The sequence below is a fragment of the Streptomyces sp. NPDC091412 genome, assembly GCF_044756885.1.
In the GTDB taxonomy this organism is placed as follows: domain Bacteria; phylum Actinomycetota; class Actinomycetes; order Streptomycetales; family Streptomycetaceae; genus Streptomyces.
Map to the genome: position 1 here is coordinate 80430 of NZ_JBIVTV010000019.1, position 22961 is coordinate 103390.

Consider the following 22961-nt stretch of genomic DNA (forward strand, 5'->3'; position numbering starts at 1 on the left):
CCGTCGCGCCGCGGGAGCTGCCACCGTCACGCCGCGGCGGCCGGCTCCTCCTCCAGCAGGCGCCTGATGTCCCGGACGGCCGCGCGTCCGGCCCGGTTGGCGCCGATCGTGCTGGCGGAAGGGCCGTAGCCGACCAGGTGGATCCGGGGATCGGCGACCGCCCGGGTGCCGTCCACGCGGATGCCGCCGCCCGGTTCGCGCAGCCCGAGCGGCGTCAGATGGCGCAGCGAGGGCCGGAACCCGGTCGCCCAGAGGATGACATCGGCCGCCACATGCCGTCCGTCCGCCCACAGCACCCCGTCCGGGGTGATCCGGTCGAACATCGGCTGCCGGTCCAGGACCCCGTCCTTCAGCCCCTGCCGGATGGCGTCGTTCAGCGGAAGTCCCGTCACCGAGACGACGCTCCTGGGCGGCAGCCCCTGGCGTACCCGCTCCTCGACCAGCGCCACCGCCGCACGCCCCGCGTTCTCGTCGAACGGGCCGTCCCGGAAGACCGGCGGCCGTCGTGTCACCCACGTGGTGGCGGCCGCGTACGGGGCGATCTCCAGCAGGTGCTGGGTGCCGGAGGCGCCGCCGCCCACCACGATCACGCGCTGCCCGGTGAACTCCTCGGGTCCCGCGTACCGCGCCGTGTGCAACTGCCGCCCGCGGAAGGTCTCCTGACCCGGGTACCGCGGCAGGAACGGCTGGTCCCAGGTACCGGTCGCGTTGATCAGCGCGCGTGTCGCCCAGGTGCCGTCGGAAGTTTCCACGAGCAGTCGCCCGCCGGGGCCCTCCGTGACGGCGGTGACCTCCACCGGCCGCCGCACGCGCAGGTCGAAGGCGCGTTCGTAGTCGGCGAAGTACGCGGCGACGACCTCCGACGACGGCCGCGCGGGATCGGCGCCGGTCAGCTCCATCCCCGGCAGCGCGTGCATCCCGTGCACCTTGCCGTACGTCAGCGAAGGCCACCGGAACTGCCAGGCACCGCCCGGACCGGCGGGGCGGTCGAGCACGACGAAGTCGCGGTCCGGCTCGAATCCTGTGCGCCGCAGGTGATAGGCGCTGGACAGACCCGCCTGACCAGCGCCCACGACGACCACGTCGACCTCGCGTTCGGTGTTCACCTTCCTCCCAACCGTGCCGCGGGCGCCGATCTTCCCCGGTGATCGAGGAGGATGGGGACCATGTCACGTGCCTTCACCACCCGAGTGCTGAACGTGGCCTCCGGTTCCCGGGAGACGGTCGTCGACCTGACCCGTGACTGCGAGGCCTTCCTCCAGGAGACCGCGGCCGGCCGGGACGGTCTGCTGAACCTGTTCGTGCCGCACGCCACCGCCGGCATCGCGATCATCGAGACCGGCGCCGGAAGTGACGACGACCTGCTCGCCGCCCTGCACACCCTGCTGCCCGCCGACGACCGCTGGCAGCACCGGCACGGCAGCCCCGGTCACGGCCGCGACCACGTGCTGCCCGCCATCGTGCCCCCGCACGCGACCATCCCGGTCCTCGGCGGCCGGCTGGAACTGGGCACTTGGCAGTCGGTGTGCCTGGTGGACACCAACCGGGACAACCCCAACCGCCAGGTCCGTCTGTCGTTCCTCGGATAGTTCCGGCGCTCCGCATCGCCGTCGCTCCCGCCTGACGCCCCGCATCGCCGCCGTCCCCGGCCGGCGCCCCGCCGTAGTCGGTACCAGGGGCGCTGTGTGCCCGCAGCCGCCCGTTGTCAGTGGCCCCTGCCAGGATGGCGGTGTATTCCACAGAACGGGAGCAGCAGCGCATGGTCGAGCAGACGGCCCGCCGCATGGCCGAACAGATCGTCGGGAACGCGCCGGAGGGATGGACCCGGGCCGTGCTCTCCGGCCACGCGGGCCGCGGCGGTACCGGGATCACGGGCGGCTACATCGTCCCCGGGCCGCGTACTCCCATGGGGCTGCCCCGGATGCACTCCCGGCTGGCGGAACTCGCGGAGGCGGTGCGCGACGACCGCGACTGGGATCCCGTCAGCTGGGAGATGGACTGCCGGCCCTCCGGCGAGTACCGGCTCGTCGTGTTCAGGGACTCCGTCGGCCGCGTGTCCGGACCGGGAGGCGGTTACGAGATAGTCCTGGACCCCGACCACCGCCTGCCACAGCCGGGCACGCGTCAGCAGGCGGGCACGGCCGCACCCGCGGGCGATCCGGAACTGGCAGCGGCGACGTTCCGCGCCTACCTCGAGCGGCGTGCCGCCGTCCTCGGACACGTCGAGGAACTGCCCCCGTCCGTCACCGAGGCCGCGCTCGACGACGCCGAACGCCGTATCGGCCGCCCGCTGCCCGCCGACCTGCGCGCGCTGTACCTGATCGCCGACGGGGACGGCATCGGGTACCGGCACCGCTACCTGATCGAGAACTACGCCTGGCTGCCGCTGGCGAGCCTGGTCGGCGAGTACACCGACTCACGCGAGTGGCAGGACCGTCCCTGGTTCGGCTGGGACCTGGAATGGGACGCCGTGGTGTTCGACACCGCCCCCGCCGAGACCGTCCGCCGCTGCGGAGGCCACCCCGGCTGGATCCGCTTCGCCAGCGGCGAGGACGGCAACTACCTCGCCGCGGACATGTCCCCCGCCCGTGACGGCCGGCCCGGCCAGGTCATAGCCACAGGCCGCGACTACGACGACGGCCCCGTGTACGTCGCCGACTCCCTCACCTCCCTGCTCCGGCAGCACCTGGAACTGCTGGAGCAGGGCTCCTACGAGACGGACGGCGACCACATCTCCCTGCGCCGGCCCGGCTGCGACAACGTCACCCGGCAGATCATCGGCGGTATCCCTGAAGAGGTTCCGCCCACCCTCCAGGCCATCCACGTCAACGACGTCACCGGCACCGTCGACCTCGGCCCGCTCACCGCCGCCCCCGGTCTGCGCCGCCTGCACCTCAACCGCTCCACCACCGCCGACCTGACGCCCCTGCGCGACCTGCCGGTCGAGTCCGTCCGCGTCAGCCTCGCCGGCGGCGACCTCATCGCGCTGGCGGGTCACCCCCACCTCGCGTCACTCGACCTGAACACCGCCGCCCCGGCCGACCTCACGCCCCTGCGCAGCGCCCCCCACCTGCACGGCCTGGACCTCTCCGGCGCCGGGAAAGCCGACCTGACCGTCCTCGCCGACCTCGCGAACCTGCGCTACCTCGCGCTTGGCCGCCGCCAGTGGACCACGCTGCTCGACCACGGCAAGGTCCCGCCCGCGCTGGCCGCCGTCCGCCTTGCCGGAGACGACGTCACCTTCGACGACGCCCTCGCCCTGGCCTCCCGTGTCGGCCTGGACACCGGCGACGCGCTCCGCGTCGCCGGCAGCCTCTGAACAGTCGCGGGAGGCGGGACCAGGAAGACGGGGCAGGGGTATCTCAGGAGGGCTTGCGCCACACGGAGATGTGCTTCGGGGAGTCCTCGGCGAACGGTGCCCCGTCCCAGTCGGCGACGCGCCGTTCCGGTTCGAGCCCCGCGATCCGCGCCATGAGGTCGAGTTCCGCCGGCCACGCGTACCGGTGCCGGGAGCCGGTGCGGCGGTAACGGCCGTCCTCGCCGTCACGGCTGAAGTGGTGCGAGACGAGGATCTGCTCGACGAGGTCGAAGGTGTCGAAGCCGAGGTGCCGGTCGGAGACGTCGAACGGCACCGCGATCTGCCCGGGCGGCAGGAACCGCAGCGGCGGCACGCCCAGCTCGATGACGAAGCGGCCGCCGGGCGACAGATGGCGTGCGGCGTTGCGGAAGCACTCGACCTGCTCGTCCTGGGTGAGCAGGTTCGTGATCGTGTTGTAGACGAGGTAGACCAGGCTGAACTCGCCGGGGACGGTGGTCGTGGCCATGTCCCCGAGGGCGACCGGGAGCCTGTCCTCGTCGATCTTGCGCCGCAGGACCGCCGCCATGTGCCCGGACAGCTCGATGCCCACCACGGGCACGCCGCGTTCCCGGAGCGGGACGCCGACCCGCCCGGTCCCGATGGCGAACTCCAACGCCCGCCCGTCACCGGCGAGTTCGGCGAGGAAGTCGAGAGTCGGCCCGAGGAAGGCGGCCGAGGACCTCTCGGCCTCCCCGGCGTCGTAGCGTTCGGCGGTTTCGCGGCTCCACAGTTCGCTGCTCGTCACGGGGCCACTTTGCCGGGCGGGGCGGGACGCCGTCCACGCATTTCCCCGCCACCGGCCCCCGTCGGCAGGTCAGTTGCCCGGCGCCTGCTCCGCGTCCTCCTCGGCGCGTTCGGTGGCGCGCTGCTTCAGGCGTGCCGTCTCCTTGCGCACCTCGGCCTGCGTGGCGCGCTCCTTCTCCAGCCACTCGGGCTGCTCCTGCTTCAGCGCCTCGATCTGCTCGGTGGTCAGGGCCTCGGTGACCCCGCCGCGCGCGAGACCGGAGATGGACACCCCCAGCTTGGCCGCGACCACCGGGCGCGGGTGGGGGCCGTCGCGTCGCAGCTCCCGCAGCCACTCGGGCGGATCGGCCTGGAGCTCGTTGAGCTCGGCACGCGAGACGACGCCCTCCTGGAACTCGGCGGGCGTGGCGGGTAGGTACACACCCAGCTTCTTCGCCGCGGTGGCGGGCTTCATCGTCTGGGCGGTCTGGTGCGACTTCATGGTGTCCAGACTATCGACCGCGGACGAGGGGGCCGACCACGCCGGGTAACCTGGCGGCGTGACCGGCTCGGATGCATCTGCCTCGTTCCGGCTCGCGTACGTCCCCGGGGCGACGCCCGCCAAGTGGGTGCGCATCTGGAACGAGCGCCTGCCGGACGTCCCCCTCGACCTCGTCCAGGTTCCGGCCGCCGAGGCGGCCGAGGTGCTGCGCGGTGGCGCGGCGGACGCGGGGATCGTACGCCTGCCGGTGGACCGTACGTACTTCAGCGCCATCCCCCTCTACAGCGAGACCACGGTGGTGATCGTCCCCAAGGACCACTTGGTGACCGCCGTGGACGAGGTGTCCGTGGCGGACCTGGCCGACGAGGTCGTCCTCCACCCGCTCGACGACGTCCTCGGCTGGGAACGGCCACCTGGCGAGGAGGCCTTCGAGCGCCCCGCCACCACGGGTGACGCCGTGGAGCTGGTGGCGGCCGGAATCGGGCTGCTCGTCGTCCCCCAGTCGCTGGCCCGCCTCCACCACCGCAGGGACCTCACCTACCGGCCGGTGACCGATGCCCCGCAGTCGAGCATCGCGCTGTGCTGGCCGGAGGAGGCGCACACCGACCTGGTGGAGCACTTCATCGGGATCGTCCGCGGCCGGACCGTGAACAGCACCCGGGGCCGCACCCAGGCCCAGCCCGAGGAGCAGTCCCGGAGCAAGGACCGCCGTGCAGGGGCGGCGGAAACCCGCCGCAAGCCCGCTGCCGGCGGAAAGCCCGGCGGAAAGACGGGCGGCAAGGCGGACGGCCGTACGGGCCAGGCGTCGGGCCACTCCGGCCGGGCGACCGGCCGTGCGGGCGGCTCCGCGGCCCGCAACCGGCGCGGCGGCTCCGGCGGCTCGGGCGGCGGCAGGAGCGGCGGACGGGGCAGGCCGGGCCGCGGGGCGTAGCCGCCCCGCGTCACTTCCGCGCGCTGCGGCCGATCGACTCCACCAGCGGCAGCAGCCGGTACGGGACACGCTCGCGCAACGCCACCTCCGTGCGGGTGCGGACCACGCCCGGCAGGCTGATGAGCTTCTGGATGACGTCCTCCAGATGGGCGTTGTCGCGTGCCACGACACGGGTGAGCAGGTCGCCTCCGCCCGTGATCGAGAACGCCTCGACGATCTCCGGTACGGCGGCCAGCGCGTCCCCGACGTCGTCCAGGTGCCCCTGGGTGACCTCGATGTGTACGAACGCCAGGACCGGGTGGCCGAGCGCGACGGGGGAGAGGGCGGGACCCGTGCCGGTGATCACGCCGTCCCGTTCGAGGCGGTCGAGGCGGGCCTGGAGCGTGCCCCGGGCGACACCGAGCACGCGGGCGCACTCCCGCACGCTGGCGCGCGGCTGCTCCAGAAGCAGTCGCAGGATGCGGGTGTCGAGTTCGTCCACGGCCATGGCGACGCGGGTCTCCTCCCAAGTCGGTGATCGCTCCTGACTGTACCAATGGCTCACCGGGAAGCCGTCCGGATGGGCCAGGCGCCGTAGTCCATTGGCTCTCCGCCTGCACGTCGACGAGATGTCCGAATGTGCCAATGGCCCAGCGCTGTCCGGTTCGCTTGAGCCAGGGGCGCCGGTGATGCTCTCATGGACACGTCGATGGCGCTGCGGATCTCCGCGGCGCCTTTCTCATGCCGGTGTCGCCCGGCGATCCAGGTGTCTTCCACGGGGGGCGGTAAGCAGTGCTGAAGAGGGTGTTCGTGGCTCCGGACCCGGGGCGGACACGGCTGCGTTTCGCCGCCAGGGCCGTGCTCGGTATCGGCCTGGCGGTCGCCGTCTGCGGGGCGGCGGGGCACTCCCTTCCGGGCGCCGTCGCCGGCGGGCTCGCCGCGCTGCTCGCCCTGTTCACCGTCACCGACCCCACGGTGCGCGGACAATTCGTCACCACTGTGCTGCTGCCGGTCGCCGGACTGCCCGTGCTCGCCGTCGCGGCCGGACTGCACGACCACCCCGTGGCACGCGACCTCGCCTTCCTCGCCGTGGTCGGTGCCGGCGTGTACGCGCGCCGCTGGGGGCCGCGCGGTCACAGTCTCGGCGTGTTCGCGTTCATGACCTTCTTCGTGGCGCAGTTCCTGCACACCACGACCGGGCGGCTGGCCGAGGTGTCCGCCGCCGTCCTGCTGTCCGTGCTCACCGCGGCGGTGGTGCGCTTCGGAGTGTGGTGCTACGAACGCCGGCTGCCCGCCGCCGCCGCTCCCGCCGTCCTCGGCGGCGGCGGACTGGAGCGGGTGACCACCCGGCAGGCCGTGCAGGCGACGGCGGGCGCCGGCTTCGCCCTCGTCGTGGGTCAGATGGTGTCCGGGGAGCGCTGGTACTGGGCCGTCGGCGCCACCTGGTGGGTGTTCGTGAACACGGCCTCGCGGGGCGAGACCCTGGTCCGCGGCTTCCGCCGGGTCCTCGGCACGGTGCTCGGCATCGCTCTGGCCGCCCTGGTCGTCGTCCCGCTGCACGGGGCCGCGTTCCCCACCGCCGTCCTGGTCGCCGTCAGCGTCTTCGGCATCTTCTACACGGCCGCCGTGTCCTACACCTGGATGATGCTCTGGGTCACGCTGCTCGCCACGGCGCTCTACGGCCTTCTCGGCGTCCTCGTTTCCGGGGGTCCCGGAGTTCTTGAGGTCCCGGGGGTTCCCGGACTGCTCGCCCTGCGGATCGGGGAGACGGCCGTCGGCGCGCTCGGCGCCTGGCTGGCCGTGCTGTTCGTGCTGCCCGTCACCACCCACGCGGTCACGGACGCCTGGATCCAGCGGGCCCTGCGCTGTGTCCACACGTGCACGGCCGAGGCCGCGGCCCGGCTGGCCGGCACCGCCGGCGCCGACCCGGCGCCCCGCGTGGCCGAACTCGAACAGCTGCTCGGCCGGGTGCGGCTCTCCGTCGCCCCGCTCGTGCACCCGCTGAACCCGATGCGCGGCCGCAGGCGGCGCGCCCGGCAGGTGCTCGCCCTGCTCGACGACTGCGCCCGCGAGGTCCGCGGCCTCGTCGCCGTCGCCGCCGACCCGGAGGCCTCCCACGACGAGCGGCTGGCCGCCGCGTGCCGCCGCGTGGAACTCGCGGTGGAAGCCCTCGTCGACGACGGCGCGGACGCCGCTCCGCGGGTCGCCCCCGCCCACCCCCGGCCCACGGCCGCGGAAGCCGCCCTCACGCACCTCCACGCCCTGGAACACGCCCTGGCGGAACTGGCCACGCCCCTGCGGGCGCCGTCGGGTTCGCCGCTGGTCGGTGCGTGACGCCGACGGCACGTCGCGAGCCACGTCTCCACTTGGTCTAGACCTAGAGGAGGTGACTGCTACCGTCGCTCGGACGGCACGACGGAGAGGGGAACCAGTGGTGGCACACGGCGGCAGGCGGCGGGCGTTCATCGGGTCGTTCACGGCGGCGGGAGGGCCCGGGGTCGTCACCGCGGCGGTGTCCGAGGACGGCGGGGCGCTGACCGTCCTCAGTGGCGTCGACGGCGTCCTCGACCCCTCGTACCTGGCCCTGTCCCGCGACGGCGGCACGCTCTACGCGGTGAGCGAGACGGCCGAGGGCGCCGTGGCGGCCTACCGCGTGAAGGGCGAGACGGTCGAGCTGACCGGCCCGCCGGTGAGCGTCGGCGGCAGCGGACCCACCCACCTGAGCCTGCTCGACGGGCACGTCCTGACGGCCAACTACGGTTCCGGCAGCGTCAGCGCCGTTCCCGTCCACGCCGACGGGCGCCTCGCCCCGGCCGCCTCGGACGTGCTGCGGCACACCGGCTCGGGCCCGCACGAGCGCCGCCAGCGCGGTCCGCACGCCCACCAGGTCCAGCCGGACCCGAGCGGCCGCTGGGCCGTCAGCGTGGACCTCGGCACCGACTCGGTCCGCGTGTGCACGCTGACGGAGGGGCGGCTCGCCGTACACCGGGAGATCGCGCTGCGGCCCGGCTCCGGGCCCCGCCACCTGGCGTTCCACCCGGACGGCGCGTACGCCTACGTCGTCAACGAACTGACGCCCACCGTCACGGTCTGCCGCTGGGACGCCGCCGAGGGCTCGCTCAAGCCTCTGACCGAGAACCAGGTCCTGCCCGACACCCCGGCCGGCGACGCCTACCCCTCGGGGATCGCGGTCGCGCCGGACGGCCGGTTCCTGTGGACCGCGACGCGCGGCGAGGACGTCCTGTCCGCGTTCGCGGTCGACGCAGACGGGGAGCGGCTGCGGCTGGTCGGCAGCGTGCCGTGCGGCGGCCACTGGCCCCGGGCGCTGGCCTTGTCCGACGGCTTCCTGTACGTCGCCAACGAACGCTCCGGGAACGTCACCTGGTTCGCCGTGGACGAGGCGACGGGGCTGCCCGCGCGAGCCGGCGCGGTCGAGGTGGCGGCGGCGTCCTGCGTGGTCTTCGGCTGAATACGCGCACGGGCGCCGGGCGCCCCCGACGGCACGAACGACACCGACGGCCCTGATGGTCCGGCCTGCGGCGTGATCGGCATGGCGAAGGGCCCGCTCCTCGGCTGGTGAGGAGCGGGCCCCTGGTCGTACGGGGTAGGACTGCGGGCGTCAGCGGGCCGGCGTGCTCTGCGGCTGCTGCGGGGCGATGCCCAGAGCCGTCGTGTAGTTGGCCAGGGCGAGCTTGCCGATCGCCGGGTACGGGCCGAGCGCCTCGGCGGCGGCGCAGCCCGCCTCCTCGGCGGCGGCCTGGATCAGCTCCGCTTCGATCTCCGGGCCGATCAGGTACGGCGCCAGGGCGAGCTGCTGGGAGCCGGCGTTCCGCAGTTGCTCGGCGACGGAGGCGATCGAGCCGTCCTGGTCGAGGGCGGCCGCCATCACCGGCACGGCGAGGCGGGCGGCGAGCAGCATGCCGGTGATCCCGGCCGCCTGCACGGCCTCCTCACCGCCCACGGAGGCCAGGATGATCCCGTCGGCCGCGGTGGCCACGGTGAACAGGCGGGCGCGGTCGGCACGGGCCAGACCCGCCTCCGACAGCCGGACGTGCAGTGCCTCGGCGAGCAGCGGGTGCGGGCCGAGCACATCGGTCAGCTCGGCGGCGACCCGGCTGTCCATGACGGCCTGGCGGATCCGGCGCAGCAGCGCGTTGTCCGGACCGGCCAGCAGCGGCACGACGACCGCGACCGGACCGTCGGGCTCCTTGACGTCCGCGCCGGCGGCGACGGCCTGCTCGTAGCGGGCGGTCCGCTCCTCGGCCGCACGGGTGAGGACGGACTGCACGGTGGGGTGGTCCGCGTCGTCCCCGTCCAGGTAGCCGATCCGGGCGTCGAGTCCGGGCAGCTCGGAGCGGGCGATGCTCACGACCTCCTCGGCGAGGCCCCGCGTGGCGTCGCCAGGGGTGCCCGGCACCGCGAGGACGAGCGCGGGCGCGCCCTCGGGCGCCGCCAGCGGTTCGGGTCGGCGGTGCCGTCCGGGCTGGCGGGGGCGCGGCATTCGTACTGGTAGGCCGGGCGCGGGCCCAGTGGGGGAGCTCATGGCGCCGCATGTTACTGGCTTCCGGGGCGCCCCTGTTCGGGGAGGGTGCAGGTGAGCGGTATCCGTCCGGTTTTGTCTGATGAGTTACGTACGGATGTCAAGCGCCGGTGTGGCCCCATCGGACCGGATGGGGACAACTCGGCCGGTCCATCGGCGTACTTGTCCGGCAGATGCGGATGTGGGGGATCAATCCCTTTGTGGGGGTGGTACGTACAGCAACTTCTCATCACCCGGCAGGGCGAGGACGTCTCTGGCCAGGTCGGTCGCGATGCGCACGCAGCCGTGCAGCGGATCGCCCTCGGCGCGCACCCGCCGTGCGTGCGGGAGCCGCTCGGAGAGTTCCCTCTCCAGCGGTACGAGGAGGGGGTCGCCCAGCTTGAACAGGCCGCCGGTGAGGGCGAGCAGCGGCTCTCCCGCGGGCGGGCAGACGGCCGCGGCGGACTCGGCCATGTGCCGGGCGGCCGCGCGCAGCACACCGGCCGCGACGGGGTCGCCGTCCGCGCAGGCGGCCACCCCGGGTGCGAAGGAGGCCAGGACGGCGGCGCGGTCGGAGCGCGGGTAGAGCTTGCCGGGCAGTTCCGCCATCGGCCCGAACGCCTCCTCGGCGCGGGCCAGCAGCCGCGCCGAGCCGCCGTCCCGGCCGTCGTGGGCGCGCAGCGCGGCCTCCAGGCCGGCCCGTCCGATCCAGGCTCCGCTGCCGCAGTCGCCGAGCAGATGCCCCCAGCCGTCCGCGCGCCGCCAGCCCGTGAGGTCGGTGCCGATCGCGATCAGTCCGGTCCCGGCGGCGACGACGGCGCCGGGACGGGGGCCCAGCGCGCCGGTGTAGGCGGTGACCGCGTCGGCGGCCAGCGCGACCCGGCGCACGCCGAGGTGCCGTGCCAGCGCGGCGGGCAGTTCGGCGCGCAGCGCGTCGCCCAGGGTGGCGAGCCCGGCTGCCCCCAGTACGGCGGTCTCCAGCCGCCCCACTCCGGCCTCGGTGGCCAACGCCCGGGCCATGGGCACCAGTTGCTCCAGGAGGTGTCCGGGGTCGATGCCCCGCGGGCCGGTGCGCACCGGCTCACCGGACTCCCCTCGCGCCAGCGGCCCGCGCCCGGGCACACCGACGACGGCCCGGAGCCCGGAGCCGCCCGAGTCCACGGCGAGGAATCCGGCCGTACCGGCCTGTGCGTCCCCGGTCACGGCAGCACCCCGTCCCCGACGGGCTCCGCCGACGCGGGGGAGGGGGACGGGGAGGCACGGCGCTCGCGAAGGAGCGGCTCGGTCACTGGACGCACCGGGCTCCCCTCCCCCCGACGGCCGGCTGCGCGATGCGCCCGACCGGCTCGATGACGTTGGTGAGGAGGAAGACTAGCGCCGCGGACGCCGCCCCGCAGCGGCCGGTCCGCGGGCACGGGCTGTCGGTGTGGGCCGCTAGAGTGACGCGGCGTGGCACCACGACCGTTGCATGAACTAGTAGAGGCCGGCTGGGCGAAGGCCCTGGAACCGGTGGCCGGGCGTATCGCGGGCATGGGTGACTTCCTGCGCTCCGAGGTCGCGGCCGGCCGGACCTATCTCCCGGCGGGGGCGAACGTCCTGCGGGCGTTCCAGCAACCCTTCGACGACGTAAGGGTCCTGATCGTCGGCCAGGACCCCTATCCGACGCCGGGAATGGCGATCGGCCTGAGTTTCGCGGTCTCGCCGCAGGTGCGGTCGCTGCCGGGCAGCCTGGAGAACATCTACCGGGAGATGAACACGGATCTGGGCCTGCCCAGGCCCTCCAACGGCGATCTGACCCCGTGGACCCAGCAGGGCGTACTGCTGCTCAACAGGGCGCTCACCACGGCCCCGCGCAAGCCGGGTGCCCACCGGGGCAAGGGCTGGGAGGAGGCCACCGAGCAGGCCATCCGTGCCCTCGTCGCGCGGGAGCGGCCGCTGGTGTCGATCCTGTGGGGGCGGGACGCGCGCAACCTGCGCCCCCTGCTCGGCGAGTATCCGGCGATCGAGTCGGCGCACCCTTCGCCGATGTCCGCGGACCGGGGCTTCTTCGGCTCGCGCCCGTTCAGCCGGGCCAACGATCTCCTCCAACGGCAGGGGGCCGAGCCGGTGGACTGGCGGCTGCCCTAGGGTCTCTCGTTTGGGTCATGCCGGGCTCGCGGGGTCTGGCACCGTTCCCCCAAGCTCTTCGAGCAGGGGGTACCCCCAGCCGCGTTGTCGTCGGTCGGCAGGGCTCCGCCCTGCCGCCCTCCTCCGCCGTGCGATGCACGGCACCGGACCCCGCTCCCTGATCCGGCCTGATCCAAACGAAAGACCCTGGTCCCGGGTCCTGGCCGCCCGCGAGGTGTGAGGAGCCCGGCCGTAGTCAACGGTCCGGCCTGGAAAGGCCGGTTCGCGGCCGCGGGCCGGGCCTGCTGGCAACGATGGCCGCCGGCGCAGAAGTTGATCATGACGGCGGCCCCGTGTGCGATGCTCTCCCCATGACTGATCGAAGCGACTGGGAAAGCAGACTGCAGACGGATCGACCCCACTCTGCCCGCGTGTGGAACTACCTGCTCGGCGGCAAGGACCACTACCCGGTGGACAGCGAGACCGGCGACGTGATCCTGCGGATGTTCCCCGAGATCGCGGCCGTCGCACGTCAGCAACGGAGCTTCCTGGCGCGGGCGGTGCGGTACCTGGCGGGCGAGGCGGGGATCCGCCAGTTCCTGGACATCGGCACCGGGCTGCCCACCGCGAACAACACGCACGAGGTCGCCCAGAGCATCGCACCCGACAGCAAGATCGTCTACGTCGACAACGACCCCGTCGTCCTCGTCCACGCCGACGCGTTGCTGCGCGGCACGCCTGAGGGCGAGTGCGCCTACCTGGACGCCGATGTGCGCGATCCGCGGAAGATCCTCGCCCGGGCGGCGCAGACGCTGGACTTCGACCGGCCCATCGGCCTGATCCTGCTCGGCATCATCGGGCAGCTCCCGGACGAGGAGGAGCCCGAGCGGATCGTGGCCGAGCTGATCGACGCGCTGCCCCGCGGCAGTTACGTGGCCTTCAGCGACGGCACGGATACCAGCGACAGGCTCAACTCGGCCATCACGGCCTACAACGCCCAGTCCGCCAACTCGTACCACCTGCGCTCGCCGGAGCACATCGGACGCTTGCTGCGGGGGCTGAGTCTGGTCGAGCCCGGCCTGGTCAGGTCCGCCGACTGGCGCCCGGACCCCGGTACGGCGGACATCACCCGCGATCAGGGCCACGCCGTCGCGGCGGTGGGCCTGAAGGAGTAGGAGCCCCTCTCAACCGATGACCGCCGCGCGCACGCAGAGCACGTCGGGCAGGTGCGAGGCCAGTTGCCGCCAGGTGTCGCCGTCGTCCGCCGACGCGTACACCTCCCCGTTGCGATTGCCGAAGTAGACGCCGGCCGGGTCCGCGTCGTCGGTGCACAACGCGTCCCGCAGCACCGTGCCGTAATGGTCCTCCGAGGGCAGGCCCGCCGCGAGCGGCTCCCAGCTCCGGCCCGCGTCCTCGGTGCGGAACACACGGCAGCGGTGGCCTGCGGGCACCCGGTCCGCGTCCGCGTTGATCGGGAAGACGTACGCGGTGTCGCCGCGGTGCGGATGGGCGGCCGCGGCGAAGCCGAACGTCGACGGCAGGCCCGCACCGATGTCCGTCCAGTGCGCACCCCCGTCGTCGCTGCGGTACACGCCCCAGTGGTTCTGCAGGTACAGCCGGTCGAGGTTCTCCGCGTCCTGCGCGACCTTGTGCACGCACTGGCCGAACTCCGGGTTCGGATCCGGCAGGAACACGGCGGACACCCCGGAGTTGGCCGGAGCCCAGCTCACTCCGCCGTCGGCCGTGCGGAACACCCCGGCGGTGGACACGGCGACCGTGACCGCCCGCGGATCGCGCCGGTCCGTCACCACGGTGTGCAGACCCTCACCGCCGCCGCCCGGCACCCACTTCGACCGGGTGGGGTGCTCCCACAGCGGGCGGACCAGGTCGAAGCTCTCTCCGCGGTCCTCCGAGCGGTACAGCGCGGCCGGTTCCGTGCCCGCGTAGACCACGTCGGGCTCGGCGGCGGCCGGGTGCAGTTGCCACACCCGCTCCAGCGAGGCGCCGGTGTCCTTGGGGAACTTCACCGCGGGGCGGGCCGGCTCGGTCCAGGTGCGGCCCAGGTCGTCGGAGTGGAACACCGAGGGGCCCCAGTGCGCGCTGTCCCCGCCGGCCAGCAGCCGCGGGACGGAGCCGCGGACGTCGATGGCGACCGAGTACACGGCCTGGGCGTTGAAGTGGGGACTGTCGTCGAACTCCCAGACGCCGTCCCGCCGCCGCCCGATGAACAAGCCCTTGCGCGTGCCCACGGCGAGCAGTACCTCGGTCATGCCGATCACCTCCGCGAGGTCTTCGTCCGGACGTCTTTGTCCTGGACACCGGCCAGTGTGCACCCCACCACTGACAGTCCTCTCCGTATCGGCGTCGTCCCAGGTCACAGCGGCATGGCTGGGAGACGGCACCCGATCGCGCCCGCCGTGGGAGCCGGGGACGGCCGGGTCGCGGCACCCATGGCGGGGCCGGGGCGGGGAACCCGGCGTGAGCATCGGGGAGCGCTCCGCCGTATGGGAGGGCGGTCCGGCAGGTCCGTGCGCTCGTGAGGAGGATGCCGTCGATGGCGTTCCGTGGTCCGAAGGTGTGGCTGTGGCGGTGGCGCCGCAATCCGCTCAAACGCCGCGCCGACATGGTGGAGGCCTGGGTCGTGCTCGGCACCTGGGTGCTCGCGGTTGTCGCCGGCGTGCTCGCCGGATGGACGGCGGCCCGGGGCGCGGAGCAGGCCATGGCCCTCGAACCCCTCGCGCGGACGTCCACGGTCGCGCGGGTGACCGAGCAGGTGCCCGGCTCGTCCGCCGGGACCGGCGGGACTCCCGGCACCACCCTCCGGGTGTGGGGAAAGGTGCGCTGGAGCACCCCGGACGGCACGGCGCGCACCGGCTGGGCCCGGGTGTGGCCCGGCAGCGCCGTCGGTACCCCGGTCACCGTGTGGACCGACTCCCGGGGCCGGCTGGTGACCGTACCGGCCACGCCCGCCCAGGCCCGCGCGCGGGCCTTGATGTCCGGCGGCCTGGTGGGAGTGGGCGCCGCCGCCGTCCCCTTCGTCACCGGCCGTGCCCTGCGCGCCTGCCTGGAACGCCGTCGCCTGGACCAGTGGGACACCGAGTGGGCCCGCTTCGGCCCGCTGTGGAGCCGCAAGACCTGGTGACCGGCCCCGCGGGTGGCGTGCCGGCGCCTGGAGACGCCCGGCGCGGTCCCTAACCCGGAAGCGACCGTTCCAGAATGGCGTCGACGTCCGCGCTGTCGGGCAGCGTGCCGAAGGAGTGGCCCCAGTCGCCGCCCAGCCGGGTCGCGCAGAAGGCGTCGGCGACGGCGGACGGGGCGTGCCGCACGAGCAGGGAGGCCTGCAAGGTCAGGGCCATGAGCTCGACCAGGCGGCGGGCGCCGGCCGGAGAGGCCTCGCCCAGACCCGCCTCGAGCCGGGTCACGGCCGCGTCCAGACGGGCGTCGGCGCCCCGGGCCAGGGCGAGTTCGGCGAACAGCGCCTCCGCGGTGCCGTGCTCCCGGCCGAGCGCGCGCAGGACGTCCAGGGCGTTGACGTTCCCCGAGCCCTCCCAGATCGACAGCAGCGGCGCCTCCCGGTAGTGCCGGGGCATGCCGGACTCCTCGACGTAGCCGTTGCCGCCCAGGCACTCCAGGGCCTCCGCCGTGAAGGCGGGCCCCCGCTTGGTGACCCAGAACTTGCCGACCGCGGTCGCGATCCTCCGGAACGCGGCCTCGTCACCCCCGCCGCCCGCGCGCACCGTCCGGTCGGCCGCACCGGCCAGCCGCAGCGTGAGCGTCGTCGCGGCCTCGGACTCCAGGGCCAGGTCGGCCAGCACGTTCCGCATCAGCGGCTGGTCGATGAGCAGCGCGCCGAAGGCGCCACGGTGCCGCACGTGGTGGCCCGCCTCGACGAGTGTCTTGCGCATGAGCGCCGCCGACATCATCACGCAGTCCAGGCGCGTGCAGTTGACCATCTCGATGATCGTCTTGACGCCCCGCCCCTCGGGCCCGACCAGCCAGGCCACCGTCCCGTCGAACTCCGGCTCGGAGGAGGCGTTCGACCGGTTGCCCAGCTTGTCCTTGAGCCGCTGGATGCGGAAGGTGTTGCGGCTGCCGTCGGGCAGGACGCGCGGCACCAGGAAGCACGACAGTCCGCCCGGAGCCTGGGCCAGCACCAGGAAGAGGTCGCACATGGGCGCCGAGGTGAACCACTTGTGCCCGCGCAGGGTGTACACCCCGGGCTCCGCGGTCGGCGTGGCCGCCGTGGTGTTCGTCCGTACGTCCGAGCCGCCCTGCTTCTCGGTCATTCCCATGCCCGCCAGCAGGCCCCGCTTCTCGGCCGGCACCCGCAGCCCGGGCTCGTACACCCGGGCGGCCAGCAGCGGTTCGTACACGGCGGCCAGTTCCGGCTGGGCGCGCAGGGCGGGTACGGCGGCGTACGTCATGGACGTCGGACAGCCGTGTCCGGCGTCCGTGTGCCCCCACACGAGGCCACCGGCGCTGCGGGCCACGTGCGCGCCGGGCCGCTCGTCCGCCCAGGGGGCGCCGGCCAGGCCTTCGGTGACCGCCGTCCGCATCAGGTGGTGCCAGGCGGGGTGGAAGTCGACCTCGTCGATCCGGGTGCCGTAGCGGTCGTGGGTGCGCAGTTCGGGCTCGTGCCGGTTGGCCTGGTCGGCCCACTCCTGCGCCTGAGCACTTCCGGCCAGCGCCCCGAGCCGCCGAACGTCCTCCTCGGCCCAGCCCGCGCCCTCCCGGCGCAGACCCTCCAGCAGCGCCGCGTCGTCGGACGCGTCGTAGGGCGCCAGGGGAGGGGCCTGGTTGGTGACGGCGTGCGTGGCGTCCTGTCCGTGCGGCCCGGGCGGCGGGTCGAGCTGCGCCTCTCCGTCCGGCCGCACCGCCGGTCCCCGCCGCACCTGCCGTGACCGCTGTGCCTGGCGTTCCTGCTGCTCGTGCGCGAGTGTCGAGGCCATGGCACCCATGTTGCACTGTTACTGCGGCCGCAGCAATAGTGCAACACGCTCGGATGTCCGTACAGTACGTGACCATGAACGCCTCCCCGGAGCCCGCCGGAGCCGGGCTGCGCCCGCTGTCCGCGCGGTCGGTCGTCCTGAGCCTGCTGCTGGGCACACACCCGCCCGAACTGCCGGTCAAGGACCTCGTAAGGGCGGTCGAACCCTTCGGGATCGGCGGATCCACCCTGCGCGCGGCCCTGAGCCGGATGGTGGCCGCCGGAGACCTGCGACGCTCCGACACCGTCCACGGCCTCAGCGACCGGCTGCTGGAGCGCCAGCGGCGCCAGGACGCGGCCGTGCACCCCGAGACGTGCCCCTGGGACGGCGAGTGGGAGATGGCCGTCGTGACGGCGACCGGCCGCGAACCGGCCGAACGCGCCGAACTGCGCGCCCGGTTGACAGCTCTCCGGCTCGCCGAACTCCGCGAGGGCGTCTGGCTGCGCCCCGCCAACCTGCGCCGACCCTGGCCTGACGGACTGTCCCCGGTGGTCCGGCGATTCACCGCCCGGCCCGAGGAGCCCGCCGCCGGCCTGGCCGCGCGCCTGTGGCCGGTCGACGACTGGGCGGCGACCGCCCGCACGCTGCTCGATCTTGTCGCGCGCACGGACCGGCCCGCCGACCGCTTCACCGCCCTCGCGGCCGTCGTACGGCACCTGCTGGCCGACCCCGTGCTGCCCGCGCCCCTGCTGCCCGCGCACTGGCCGGGCCCGGCGCTGCGCAGCGCGTACACCGGCTGCCGGCGGGAGCTGACCGAGGAGATGCTCGGACGTGCGAGGCGGTGAGCGTACGGCGGTCGCGCGCGGCGCCCTCGGGCACGCCGCGCGCGACCGCGCTCTCACCGCGCCGGCATCACTTGTACGTGATGTCGGACGCCGCGTACTTGCAGCTCGCCAGAGCGTTGCCCCGGATTTCCCTGAGCGTCCCCGTTTTCCTCGTCTGTGCAGGTCAGCAGGTATGGGGGTGTCCGGGCCGTGATGATCATTCACGGGGTTTCACTGTCCTTCCGGACCCATCTGGGACCCATAAGGGCCCCGCCGACGGGTTGTCCCGGCCGCAGCCGGGCGGGCCTCCAGCTCAACGCCGGGGGCGAAAGCGCCTCCAGCGCACGGCCGTTGCGACGCAAAGAGGCCCTACCCCGCTGGGGGTAGGGCCTCCGACCGTCTGCGCGACCACTCTTCCTCGGCTGCTGAGGACAGGCAGCGGCTCTGGCGCTCGATCGCCTGACAGTAGAGACAAACGACCTGGGCATTGGGCCCGTAGCGCACCGTCAGGCCCTGGCAGCGTACGTGGTGATCGACCGTCCGTGGGAGCAGTACGCATGAGCGAGGACCCTGGCCCCCGCGCTGTCCGGTGTCGACCTGGCCCGGGTGGCGCTGCAGGTCGCTCGGGCTGCAGCGAAGACCCGGTTGGCTGACGCGGCAGGAGGCGGTGCCGTCACCCGGCGCGTGAGGTCGTCGCGGTGCACCGGCGGACGTGATTCGATCACCGGTCGCCCCGGAGGGCGACCGCCAGTTCCCAGGAATAGATCGTCTGGGGTCTGCCGCCGATTGTGACTGAGGGCGATAGATGGCCCGGATCGACAACTTCAATGCTCAGTTTTACGGCGGTGCTCAGGCACCGTGCCTCTTGGTGTTCTCCCGCAGCAGTTACTTATTCTCAGTAGGTATTGTCGGCGCAGGCGTGACAAGCGCGCTGGCGGCGTCATTTTCGGCCCCGTTGTCGTGACGCCCGTTCTTCCGGCCCATGGCGCGGAACACCAGGAGCAGTGCCGCGGACGCGAGGTAGCAGACAGTGCCGAGGATGCAGGCACCCAGGTAGGACCCCGTGGAATCGATGATCCAGGCGAAGGCGAAGGGAACGCCGATGCCACCCACCGCCGTAGCTGCCATGGCCAGGGCGAACAGGGTCGCGAAGTCCTTCTTTCCGTACTCGTCCAGAATGAAGTAGGCCGCGATATCGCCTTCCGCTCCTTGACTGAACGCGACCATGAGGGCGGCTGCGCCCACGACGATCAGCGGGAGCGCGGACACCTGGGTCAGGGCCAGGGCGCCGAGGCCGGAGATCGTGAGCACGCTGACGGCCACCGCGTACTTGTTGGTCAGGTCGAGCAACGCTCCGGCGCCGAGGCGACCGACGATGACGCCCACGGTGAAGAGGGTGGTGATCGAGGTCGCCACTACAGGGGTGAGTCCTCCGTCCAGAAGAATGGGCTGGACGTTGGAGAGGAATCCGTTCGCCCCGCCCACAGCCACTGTGCAGGAGACGACGAGAACCCAGAACCGCGCGGTCCGCAGAACGCTCGGCTGTGCGTGGCGCTTACCCCGCTGACGGGACTTGGCCTCGTCCCTGACGTGCGCGAGCGGGGGCTCCTTGATGCCGAACAAGACATTGGGCAAGGAGACGACGAGCGCGAAAGCTCCCAGGGCGATGTAGCCCATCCGCCATCCGTATGTGTAGATCACATAACTGACGACGGGGATGGCGACGAGCGGCATGACCGCACCGCCCGCTCCCACCAGGCCGAAGGCGGTTCCGGCGCTCTTGCTGAACCAGTTGGCGACGGCTCGGTTGAAGGTCACCGCATAGGCGAAGGACCCGAACAGTCCCATGCCGGCCGCGACCCCGTAGAAGGTGAGATGGTTCAGGGGCATGACCGCGAACAGGACGAGGAGCGCGCTGAATCCCAGCAATCCCAGGAGGGCGGTCGAGCGCACTCCTTTCCTGTTGAGTCTTCGGCTCACCAATGGTCCGCACAGTGCGAAAAGGCCGGAGAGCCATGGGGAGATCAGTACCTCACGCGTCGACCAGCCCGTTGCTTCGACCGTGGGTGCCACGAACACGCTCGCGGTGGTGAGGAACAGGACCGGCCCCGCTCCGTAGCCAATTGCCGCGGTGACGGCTGTTCGCCCTCCGGAGCGCCACTCCGATTCCTCGTTTATCACGCTCTTCGTAGGGGTTTCGATGTTCGACATTGAACCGCCTTTTTGTGATCGAGAAGTTGATCAATTGCAGTACGGCATCGCTGTGTCGGGTGACGACCAAGCATCACCGGGGCCGGCGGGTCTCGCGCTTCTTCAGCCCTGGCGGGTAGAGGCCGCCCGGTCGCTTCCCGCATCAGGCCGGAAACGGAATCCGCGACGAAGCGACGGGGCGGTAGTGATCGGATTGTTCAGGAGACGGCTGCCCGGCCGCGCTTGACCAGCGTGCTGAGTGGAGCCGAGGTGTCGGCGAACTCTTCCGCCGTCACGGCGCCGCTGGCTGCGAGCAGCGCCTTGACTATGCTGAAGTCGCGTGGTGCGTCGACGCAGTCGGCGGCGATCAGACGACCGTCCTTGAAGTACCCGACGACGAGCGATCCGTCGTCCTGGTGACGGGGCACTTCGTGGTCGAACCCGGTGAGGATCCCGGCGGTCTGCAGGCGCACGTCGTACTGGTTCGACCAGAACCAGGGCACCCCGCGCTGGGGTGGTTCGGCGCCGCTGAGGTCGGCGGCGACGACCCGGGCGTGCTCGGTGGTGTTCGGCACGGATTCGAGGCGCATGACGGTGTCACCGGCGAACTCGTTGGGCTGGGCCGCGATGTCGCCGATCGCGTGGACGTTCGGCAGGCTCGTACGGCAGCGTGCGTCGACGAGCACCCCGTTGCCGGTTGTGGCGCCCGCGGCGACGAGGGGGGCGACGAGGGGTTCGACCCCGATGCCGACGATGAGGATGTCCGTCGGAAGGGTCTGGCCGTCGGTCAGGGTGACCGATGTGACGACGCCGTCCGTGGTGCCGAGTTCGCTCACGCCGGTACCGAGGACGACGCGGACGCCGTGGTCTTCGTGCACACGACGCAGGTGTTCCGCGATCGTCGCGCCGGCGACGCGGGCGAGCAGTCTTTCCTGCAACTCGACAACGGTCACCTGCTTGCCGAGCTTGGCGAGTGTCGCCGCGGTCTCAAGCCCGATGTAGCCGCCGCCGATGAGTACCGCCCGCTGGGCGTCGGTCGCGAGTGCTCTCAGCCGCCGCGCGTCTTCGAGCGTGCGCACGGAGAGGACGTTCTCGGCGTCGGCACCCGGCATCGACAGCAGTCGCGCCGAGGCGCCGGTCGCCCAGACCAGGTGGGTGTAGCCGAACTTTTCGCCACTGTCCGTGGTCACCGTCCGCGCGCCGGGGTCCACCTGTGTGACGGTCGTGCCCGTCACCAACCGGGCGGTCCCCTTCGACCAGTAGTCCTCCCGCCGAAGCGGGAGGTCGTCGTCGCGCACCTCACCGAGCATGTATCCCTTGGACAGCGGGGGGCGCTCGTAAGGCGGGCAGTCCTGGCTGTCCAGGATGCCGACGCTGCCGTCGTAGCCGGACTTCGCCAACTGTCCCACGAGCGCCACACCCGCGTGCCCGGCACCGACGATGAGGACGTCGAAGTGCTGCATGACGACTTCAGGCTTCCTCGGTCGCGACGGTCACGGTGATGCCGTCGAGCTGGGAATCCAGCTTGAGCTGGCAGCCCAGCCGGCTTTCGGGTCGCCGGTCGTCGAGGATGTCGAGCATGGCCTCTTCGTCCCAGTCGACCTCGCCGAACTTGTCGCGTTCGCCTTCGCCAACCCAGACGTGGCAGGTGCCGCAGTTCATCTCGCCGCCGCACTCACCCTCGATACCGGGGATGTCGTTGTTGACGGCGGTGGTCATGATGTCGTCGCCGGGCGTGAACTCGACGACGTGTCGAGCGCCGTCGCGCGGGGTGATGTAGGTGATCTTCGGCATGGTTGTTCTTTCGTTCCGTGTGGTGCGGGTCGGGGTTCAGACGGCCGTCGGCGTCCGCGGTTCGAAGGCGATGGGCAGCGTGGAGAGCCCGGTCGTGTTGGTGGAGTGCACCCACTCGACGTCGCCGGCGAGGCGCATGTCGGGCAGGCGCTCGAACAGCCTCTGGAGAAGGATCTTGAGTTCGAGTCGCGCGACGTTGCGGCCCAGGCAGAGGTGCTCGCCGTCACCGAAGCCCAGGTGCGGGTTCGGGTCGCGGGTGATGTCGAACTGGTCGGCGGTGGGGCCGAACACCGTCTCATCGCGGTTCGCCGAGACGATCCAGCCGACCACCCAATCGCCCTGCTTGATCTCCTTGCCGCCGATCTCCAGGTCCTTGGTCGCGACACGGAGGCGGTTCTTCGACGGGGTCACCCAGCGGATGATCTCCTCGACCGCGGTCTTGGCGACGGCGTCGTCCTGGAGCAGGGCAGCCTGCTCGGGTCGCTTGATGAGCTCCATGATGGCGACCGCCGCGGCGTTGCGGGTGGTCTCCAGTCCGCCGGCGACGACGCTGAAGCCCATCCAGCCGGCCTCTCGCTCGCTCAGCAGTTCCCCGCGGTAGTCCTTGTTCGCGATGAGACTGGCGAAGTCGTCGGACGGGTTGCCGCGGCGCGACAGCACGTGCGCGGAAATGTAGTCGTACAGGCTGCCCATGGCATCGGCGATGACCGCGTTGAAGTCCGCCGCGTCCGGGGAGCCGAAGCGGGGGTCCTCGGGGTGGAGCATCTTCAGCGTGATCGCCCGCACCGTGTCCCAGTCCTTGTGCGGGATGGCCATCAGGTCCAGGAACAGGCGCACGGGCAGCAGCGCGGCGATGTCGCGCACGCCCTCCGCGGCGCCCTTGACCGCGATCTCGTCGATGATCTCGTCGACGATGCGTTCGCAGTCGCCGTGGAACTTCGCGACGGCGGGCACGCTGAAGTGCGGATTGAACGGGCGGCGCAGGACCGCGTGCTCCGGCGGGTCCTTGACGACCAGCTGCACGTCGTAACCCATCTTGTACCGCTCTTCGTCGGTGAGTTCACGACCCAGGGGCGGGATGTGCGTGCCGGCGGAGCTGCTGAAGTT

General features: G+C 72.4%; 22 protein-coding genes. 10 read left to right on the plus strand and 12 right to left on the minus strand.

Annotated elements, in window-relative coordinates; genetic code table 11:
* Positions 1-26 precede the first annotated feature (26 nt).
* A complete protein-coding gene (locus ACIQMV_RS32120) occupies positions 27-1106 on the minus strand; it encodes an NAD(P)-binding domain-containing protein (protein WP_402596731.1) in 1080 nt (359 codons plus the stop codon).
* Positions 1107-1166: 60 nt separating this feature from the next.
* Here ACIQMV_RS32120 and ACIQMV_RS32125 point away from each other — a divergent pair, with 60 nt between their 5' ends.
* A complete protein-coding gene (locus ACIQMV_RS32125; RefSeq protein ID WP_376408251.1) occupies positions 1167-1589 on the plus strand; it encodes a secondary thiamine-phosphate synthase enzyme YjbQ in 423 nt (140 codons plus the stop codon).
* 140 nt (positions 1590-1729) lie between these two features.
* Positions 1730-3319, plus strand: a complete 1590-nt coding sequence (locus ACIQMV_RS32130) for an SMI1/KNR4 family protein (protein ID WP_402596732.1) — start codon at positions 1730-1732, stop codon at positions 3317-3319.
* A 43-nt stretch (positions 3320-3362) separates the two neighbouring features.
* On the opposite strand, the gene ACIQMV_RS32135 is transcribed toward ACIQMV_RS32130, so the two are convergent.
* Positions 3363-4103 carry a class I SAM-dependent DNA methyltransferase gene (locus ACIQMV_RS32135; RefSeq protein WP_402596733.1) on the minus strand — a complete coding sequence of 247 codons (741 nt, stop codon included), beginning with the start codon at positions 4101-4103 and terminating at the stop codon, positions 3363-3365.
* 69 nt (positions 4104-4172) lie between these two features.
* The gene (locus ACIQMV_RS32140; RefSeq protein ID WP_402596734.1) at positions 4173-4583 is read right to left on the minus strand and encodes a DUF5997 family protein; all 411 of its coding nucleotides are present in this window, start codon (positions 4581-4583) and stop codon (positions 4173-4175) included.
* 58 nt (positions 4584-4641) lie between these two features.
* Between ACIQMV_RS32140 and ACIQMV_RS32145 the strand changes: the two genes are divergently transcribed.
* A complete protein-coding gene (locus ACIQMV_RS32145; RefSeq protein WP_402596735.1) occupies positions 4642-5514 on the plus strand; it encodes a LysR family substrate-binding domain-containing protein in 873 nt (290 codons plus the stop codon).
* 10 nt (positions 5515-5524) lie between these two features.
* Here the strand turns inward: ACIQMV_RS32145 and ACIQMV_RS32150 are convergent, their stop codons facing one another.
* On the minus strand, positions 5525-6001 hold the full coding sequence (locus ACIQMV_RS32150; RefSeq protein ID WP_402596736.1) for an Lrp/AsnC family transcriptional regulator: 477 nt from the start codon (positions 5999-6001) through the stop codon (positions 5525-5527).
* Between the two features lie 284 nt (positions 6002-6285).
* Between ACIQMV_RS32150 and ACIQMV_RS32155 the strand changes: the two genes are divergently transcribed.
* Together ACIQMV_RS32155 and ACIQMV_RS32160 are read left to right on the plus strand one after the other, a co-directional pair.
* Complete coding sequence (locus ACIQMV_RS32155; protein ID WP_402596737.1) at positions 6286-7827, plus strand: FUSC family protein; 1542 nt, start codon at positions 6286-6288, stop codon at positions 7825-7827.
* A 100-nt stretch (positions 7828-7927) separates the two neighbouring features.
* Positions 7928-8962, plus strand: coding sequence for a lactonase family protein (locus ACIQMV_RS32160; protein WP_402596774.1), 1035 nt, complete (start codon positions 7928-7930; stop codon positions 8960-8962).
* 150 nt (positions 8963-9112) lie between these two features.
* On the opposite strand, the gene ACIQMV_RS32165 is transcribed toward ACIQMV_RS32160, so the two are convergent.
* Both ACIQMV_RS32165 and ACIQMV_RS32170 read right to left on the minus strand, forming a co-directional pair.
* A complete protein-coding gene (locus tag ACIQMV_RS32165; RefSeq protein WP_402596739.1) occupies positions 9113-10036 on the minus strand; it encodes a sirohydrochlorin chelatase in 924 nt (307 codons plus the stop codon).
* A gap of 186 nt (positions 10037-10222) precedes the next feature.
* Positions 10223-11215, minus strand: a complete 993-nt coding sequence (locus ACIQMV_RS32170) for an N-acetylglucosamine kinase (protein ID WP_402596740.1) — start codon at positions 11213-11215, stop codon at positions 10223-10225.
* Positions 11216-11461: 246 nt separating this feature from the next.
* Here ACIQMV_RS32170 and ACIQMV_RS32175 point away from each other — a divergent pair, with 246 nt between their 5' ends.
* Both ACIQMV_RS32175 and ACIQMV_RS32180 read left to right on the plus strand, forming a co-directional pair.
* Positions 11462-12139, plus strand: coding sequence for a uracil-DNA glycosylase (locus ACIQMV_RS32175; protein ID WP_402596741.1), 678 nt, complete (start codon positions 11462-11464; stop codon positions 12137-12139).
* 350 nt (positions 12140-12489) lie between these two features.
* The gene (locus ACIQMV_RS32180) at positions 12490-13293 is read left to right on the plus strand and encodes an SAM-dependent methyltransferase (protein WP_401778885.1); all 804 of its coding nucleotides are present in this window, start codon (positions 12490-12492) and stop codon (positions 13291-13293) included.
* 9 nt (positions 13294-13302) lie between these two features.
* Here the strand turns inward: ACIQMV_RS32180 and ACIQMV_RS32185 are convergent, their stop codons facing one another.
* Positions 13303-14388 (minus strand): WD40/YVTN/BNR-like repeat-containing protein, encoded by a 1086-nt coding sequence (locus ACIQMV_RS32185; RefSeq protein ID WP_402596742.1) that lies wholly within the window; start codon positions 14386-14388, stop codon positions 13303-13305.
* 284 nt (positions 14389-14672) lie between these two features.
* Between ACIQMV_RS32185 and ACIQMV_RS32190 the strand changes: the two genes are divergently transcribed.
* Positions 14673-15260: a hypothetical protein gene (locus ACIQMV_RS32190; RefSeq protein WP_402596743.1), complete on the plus strand. Its 588-nt coding sequence runs from the start codon at positions 14673-14675 to the stop codon at positions 15258-15260.
* 49 nt (positions 15261-15309) lie between these two features.
* Here ACIQMV_RS32190 and ACIQMV_RS32195 read toward each other — a convergent pair whose 3' ends face one another.
* Positions 15310-17067, minus strand: a complete 1758-nt coding sequence (locus ACIQMV_RS32195; protein ID WP_402596744.1) for an acyl-CoA dehydrogenase family protein — start codon at positions 17065-17067, stop codon at positions 15310-15312.
* Positions 17068-17141: 74 nt separating this feature from the next.
* Here ACIQMV_RS32195 and ACIQMV_RS32200 point away from each other — a divergent pair, with 74 nt between their 5' ends.
* Positions 17142-17891 (plus strand): PaaX family transcriptional regulator C-terminal domain-containing protein, encoded by a 750-nt coding sequence (locus tag ACIQMV_RS32200; protein ID WP_402596745.1) that lies wholly within the window; start codon positions 17142-17144, stop codon positions 17889-17891.
* Positions 17892-18755: 864 nt separating this feature from the next.
* Here the strand turns inward: ACIQMV_RS32200 and ACIQMV_RS32205 are convergent.
* The 4 genes from ACIQMV_RS32205 to ACIQMV_RS32220 all read right to left on the minus strand — a co-directional run bounded on the left by ACIQMV_RS32205 (position 18756) and on the right by ACIQMV_RS32220 (position 22670).
* The gene (locus ACIQMV_RS32205) at positions 18756-20081 is read right to left on the minus strand and encodes an MFS transporter (protein WP_402596746.1); all 1326 of its coding nucleotides are present in this window, start codon (positions 20079-20081) and stop codon (positions 18756-18758) included.
* Between the two features lie 197 nt (positions 20082-20278).
* Positions 20279-21523: an NAD(P)/FAD-dependent oxidoreductase gene (locus ACIQMV_RS32210; protein ID WP_402596747.1), complete on the minus strand. Its 1245-nt coding sequence runs from the start codon at positions 21521-21523 to the stop codon at positions 20279-20281.
* 7 nt (positions 21524-21530) lie between these two features.
* Positions 21531-21854, minus strand: coding sequence for a 2Fe-2S iron-sulfur cluster-binding protein (locus ACIQMV_RS32215; RefSeq protein WP_402596749.1), 324 nt, complete (start codon positions 21852-21854; stop codon positions 21531-21533).
* 36 nt (positions 21855-21890) lie between these two features.
* Positions 21891-22670, minus strand: a complete 780-nt coding sequence (locus ACIQMV_RS32220; protein ID WP_402596775.1) for a cytochrome P450 — start codon at positions 22668-22670, stop codon at positions 21891-21893.
* On the opposite strand from ACIQMV_RS32220, the gene ACIQMV_RS32225 reads away from it, so the two are divergent.
* A complete protein-coding gene (locus tag ACIQMV_RS32225; protein WP_402596776.1) occupies positions 22558-22884 on the plus strand; it encodes a hypothetical protein in 327 nt (108 codons plus the stop codon). The genes ACIQMV_RS32220 and ACIQMV_RS32225 overlap by 113 nt on opposite strands.
* The last annotated feature ends 77 nt before the right edge of the window (positions 22885-22961 follow it).

What these genes read in the sequence shown, in the direction of transcription:
- ACIQMV_RS32125 (WP_376408251.1), top strand. Translation starts at nt 1,167, where the DNA reads ATGTCACGTGCCTTCACCACCCGAGTGCTGAACGTGGCCTCCGGTTCC.
- ACIQMV_RS32140 (WP_402596734.1), bottom strand. Translation starts at nt 4,583, where the DNA reads ATGAAGTCGCACCAGACCGCCCAGACGATGAAGCCCGCCACCGCGGCG.
- ACIQMV_RS32150 (WP_402596736.1), bottom strand. Translation starts at nt 6,001, where the DNA reads ATGGCCGTGGACGAACTCGACACCCGCATCCTGCGACTGCTTCTGGAG.
- ACIQMV_RS32165 (WP_402596739.1), bottom strand. Translation starts at nt 10,036, where the DNA reads ATGAGCTCCCCCACTGGGCCCGCGCCCGGCCTACCAGTACGAATGCCG.
- ACIQMV_RS32180 (WP_401778885.1), top strand. Translation starts at nt 12,490, where the DNA reads ATGACTGATCGAAGCGACTGGGAAAGCAGACTGCAGACGGATCGACCC.
- ACIQMV_RS32185 (WP_402596742.1), bottom strand. Translation starts at nt 14,388, where the DNA reads ATGACCGAGGTACTGCTCGCCGTGGGCACGCGCAAGGGCTTGTTCATC.
- ACIQMV_RS32190 (WP_402596743.1), top strand. Translation starts at nt 14,673, where the DNA reads ATGGCGTTCCGTGGTCCGAAGGTGTGGCTGTGGCGGTGGCGCCGCAAT.
- ACIQMV_RS32195 (WP_402596744.1), bottom strand. Translation starts at nt 17,067, where the DNA reads ATGGCCTCGACACTCGCGCACGAGCAGCAGGAACGCCAGGCACAGCGG.
- ACIQMV_RS32200 (WP_402596745.1), top strand. Translation starts at nt 17,142, where the DNA reads ATGAACGCCTCCCCGGAGCCCGCCGGAGCCGGGCTGCGCCCGCTGTCC.
- ACIQMV_RS32205 (WP_402596746.1), bottom strand. Translation starts at nt 20,081, where the DNA reads ATGTCGAACATCGAAACCCCTACGAAGAGCGTGATAAACGAGGAATCG.
- ACIQMV_RS32210 (WP_402596747.1), bottom strand. Translation starts at nt 21,523, where the DNA reads ATGCAGCACTTCGACGTCCTCATCGTCGGTGCCGGGCACGCGGGTGTG.
- ACIQMV_RS32215 (WP_402596749.1), bottom strand. Translation starts at nt 21,854, where the DNA reads ATGCCGAAGATCACCTACATCACCCCGCGCGACGGCGCTCGACACGTC.
- ACIQMV_RS32225 (WP_402596776.1), top strand. Translation starts at nt 22,558, where the DNA reads ATGACCGCGTTGAAGTCCGCCGCGTCCGGGGAGCCGAAGCGGGGGTCC.
- ACIQMV_RS32220 (WP_402596775.1), bottom strand. Translation starts at nt 22,670, where the DNA reads ATGGCCATCCCGCACAAGGACTGGGACACGGTGCGGGCGATCACGCTG.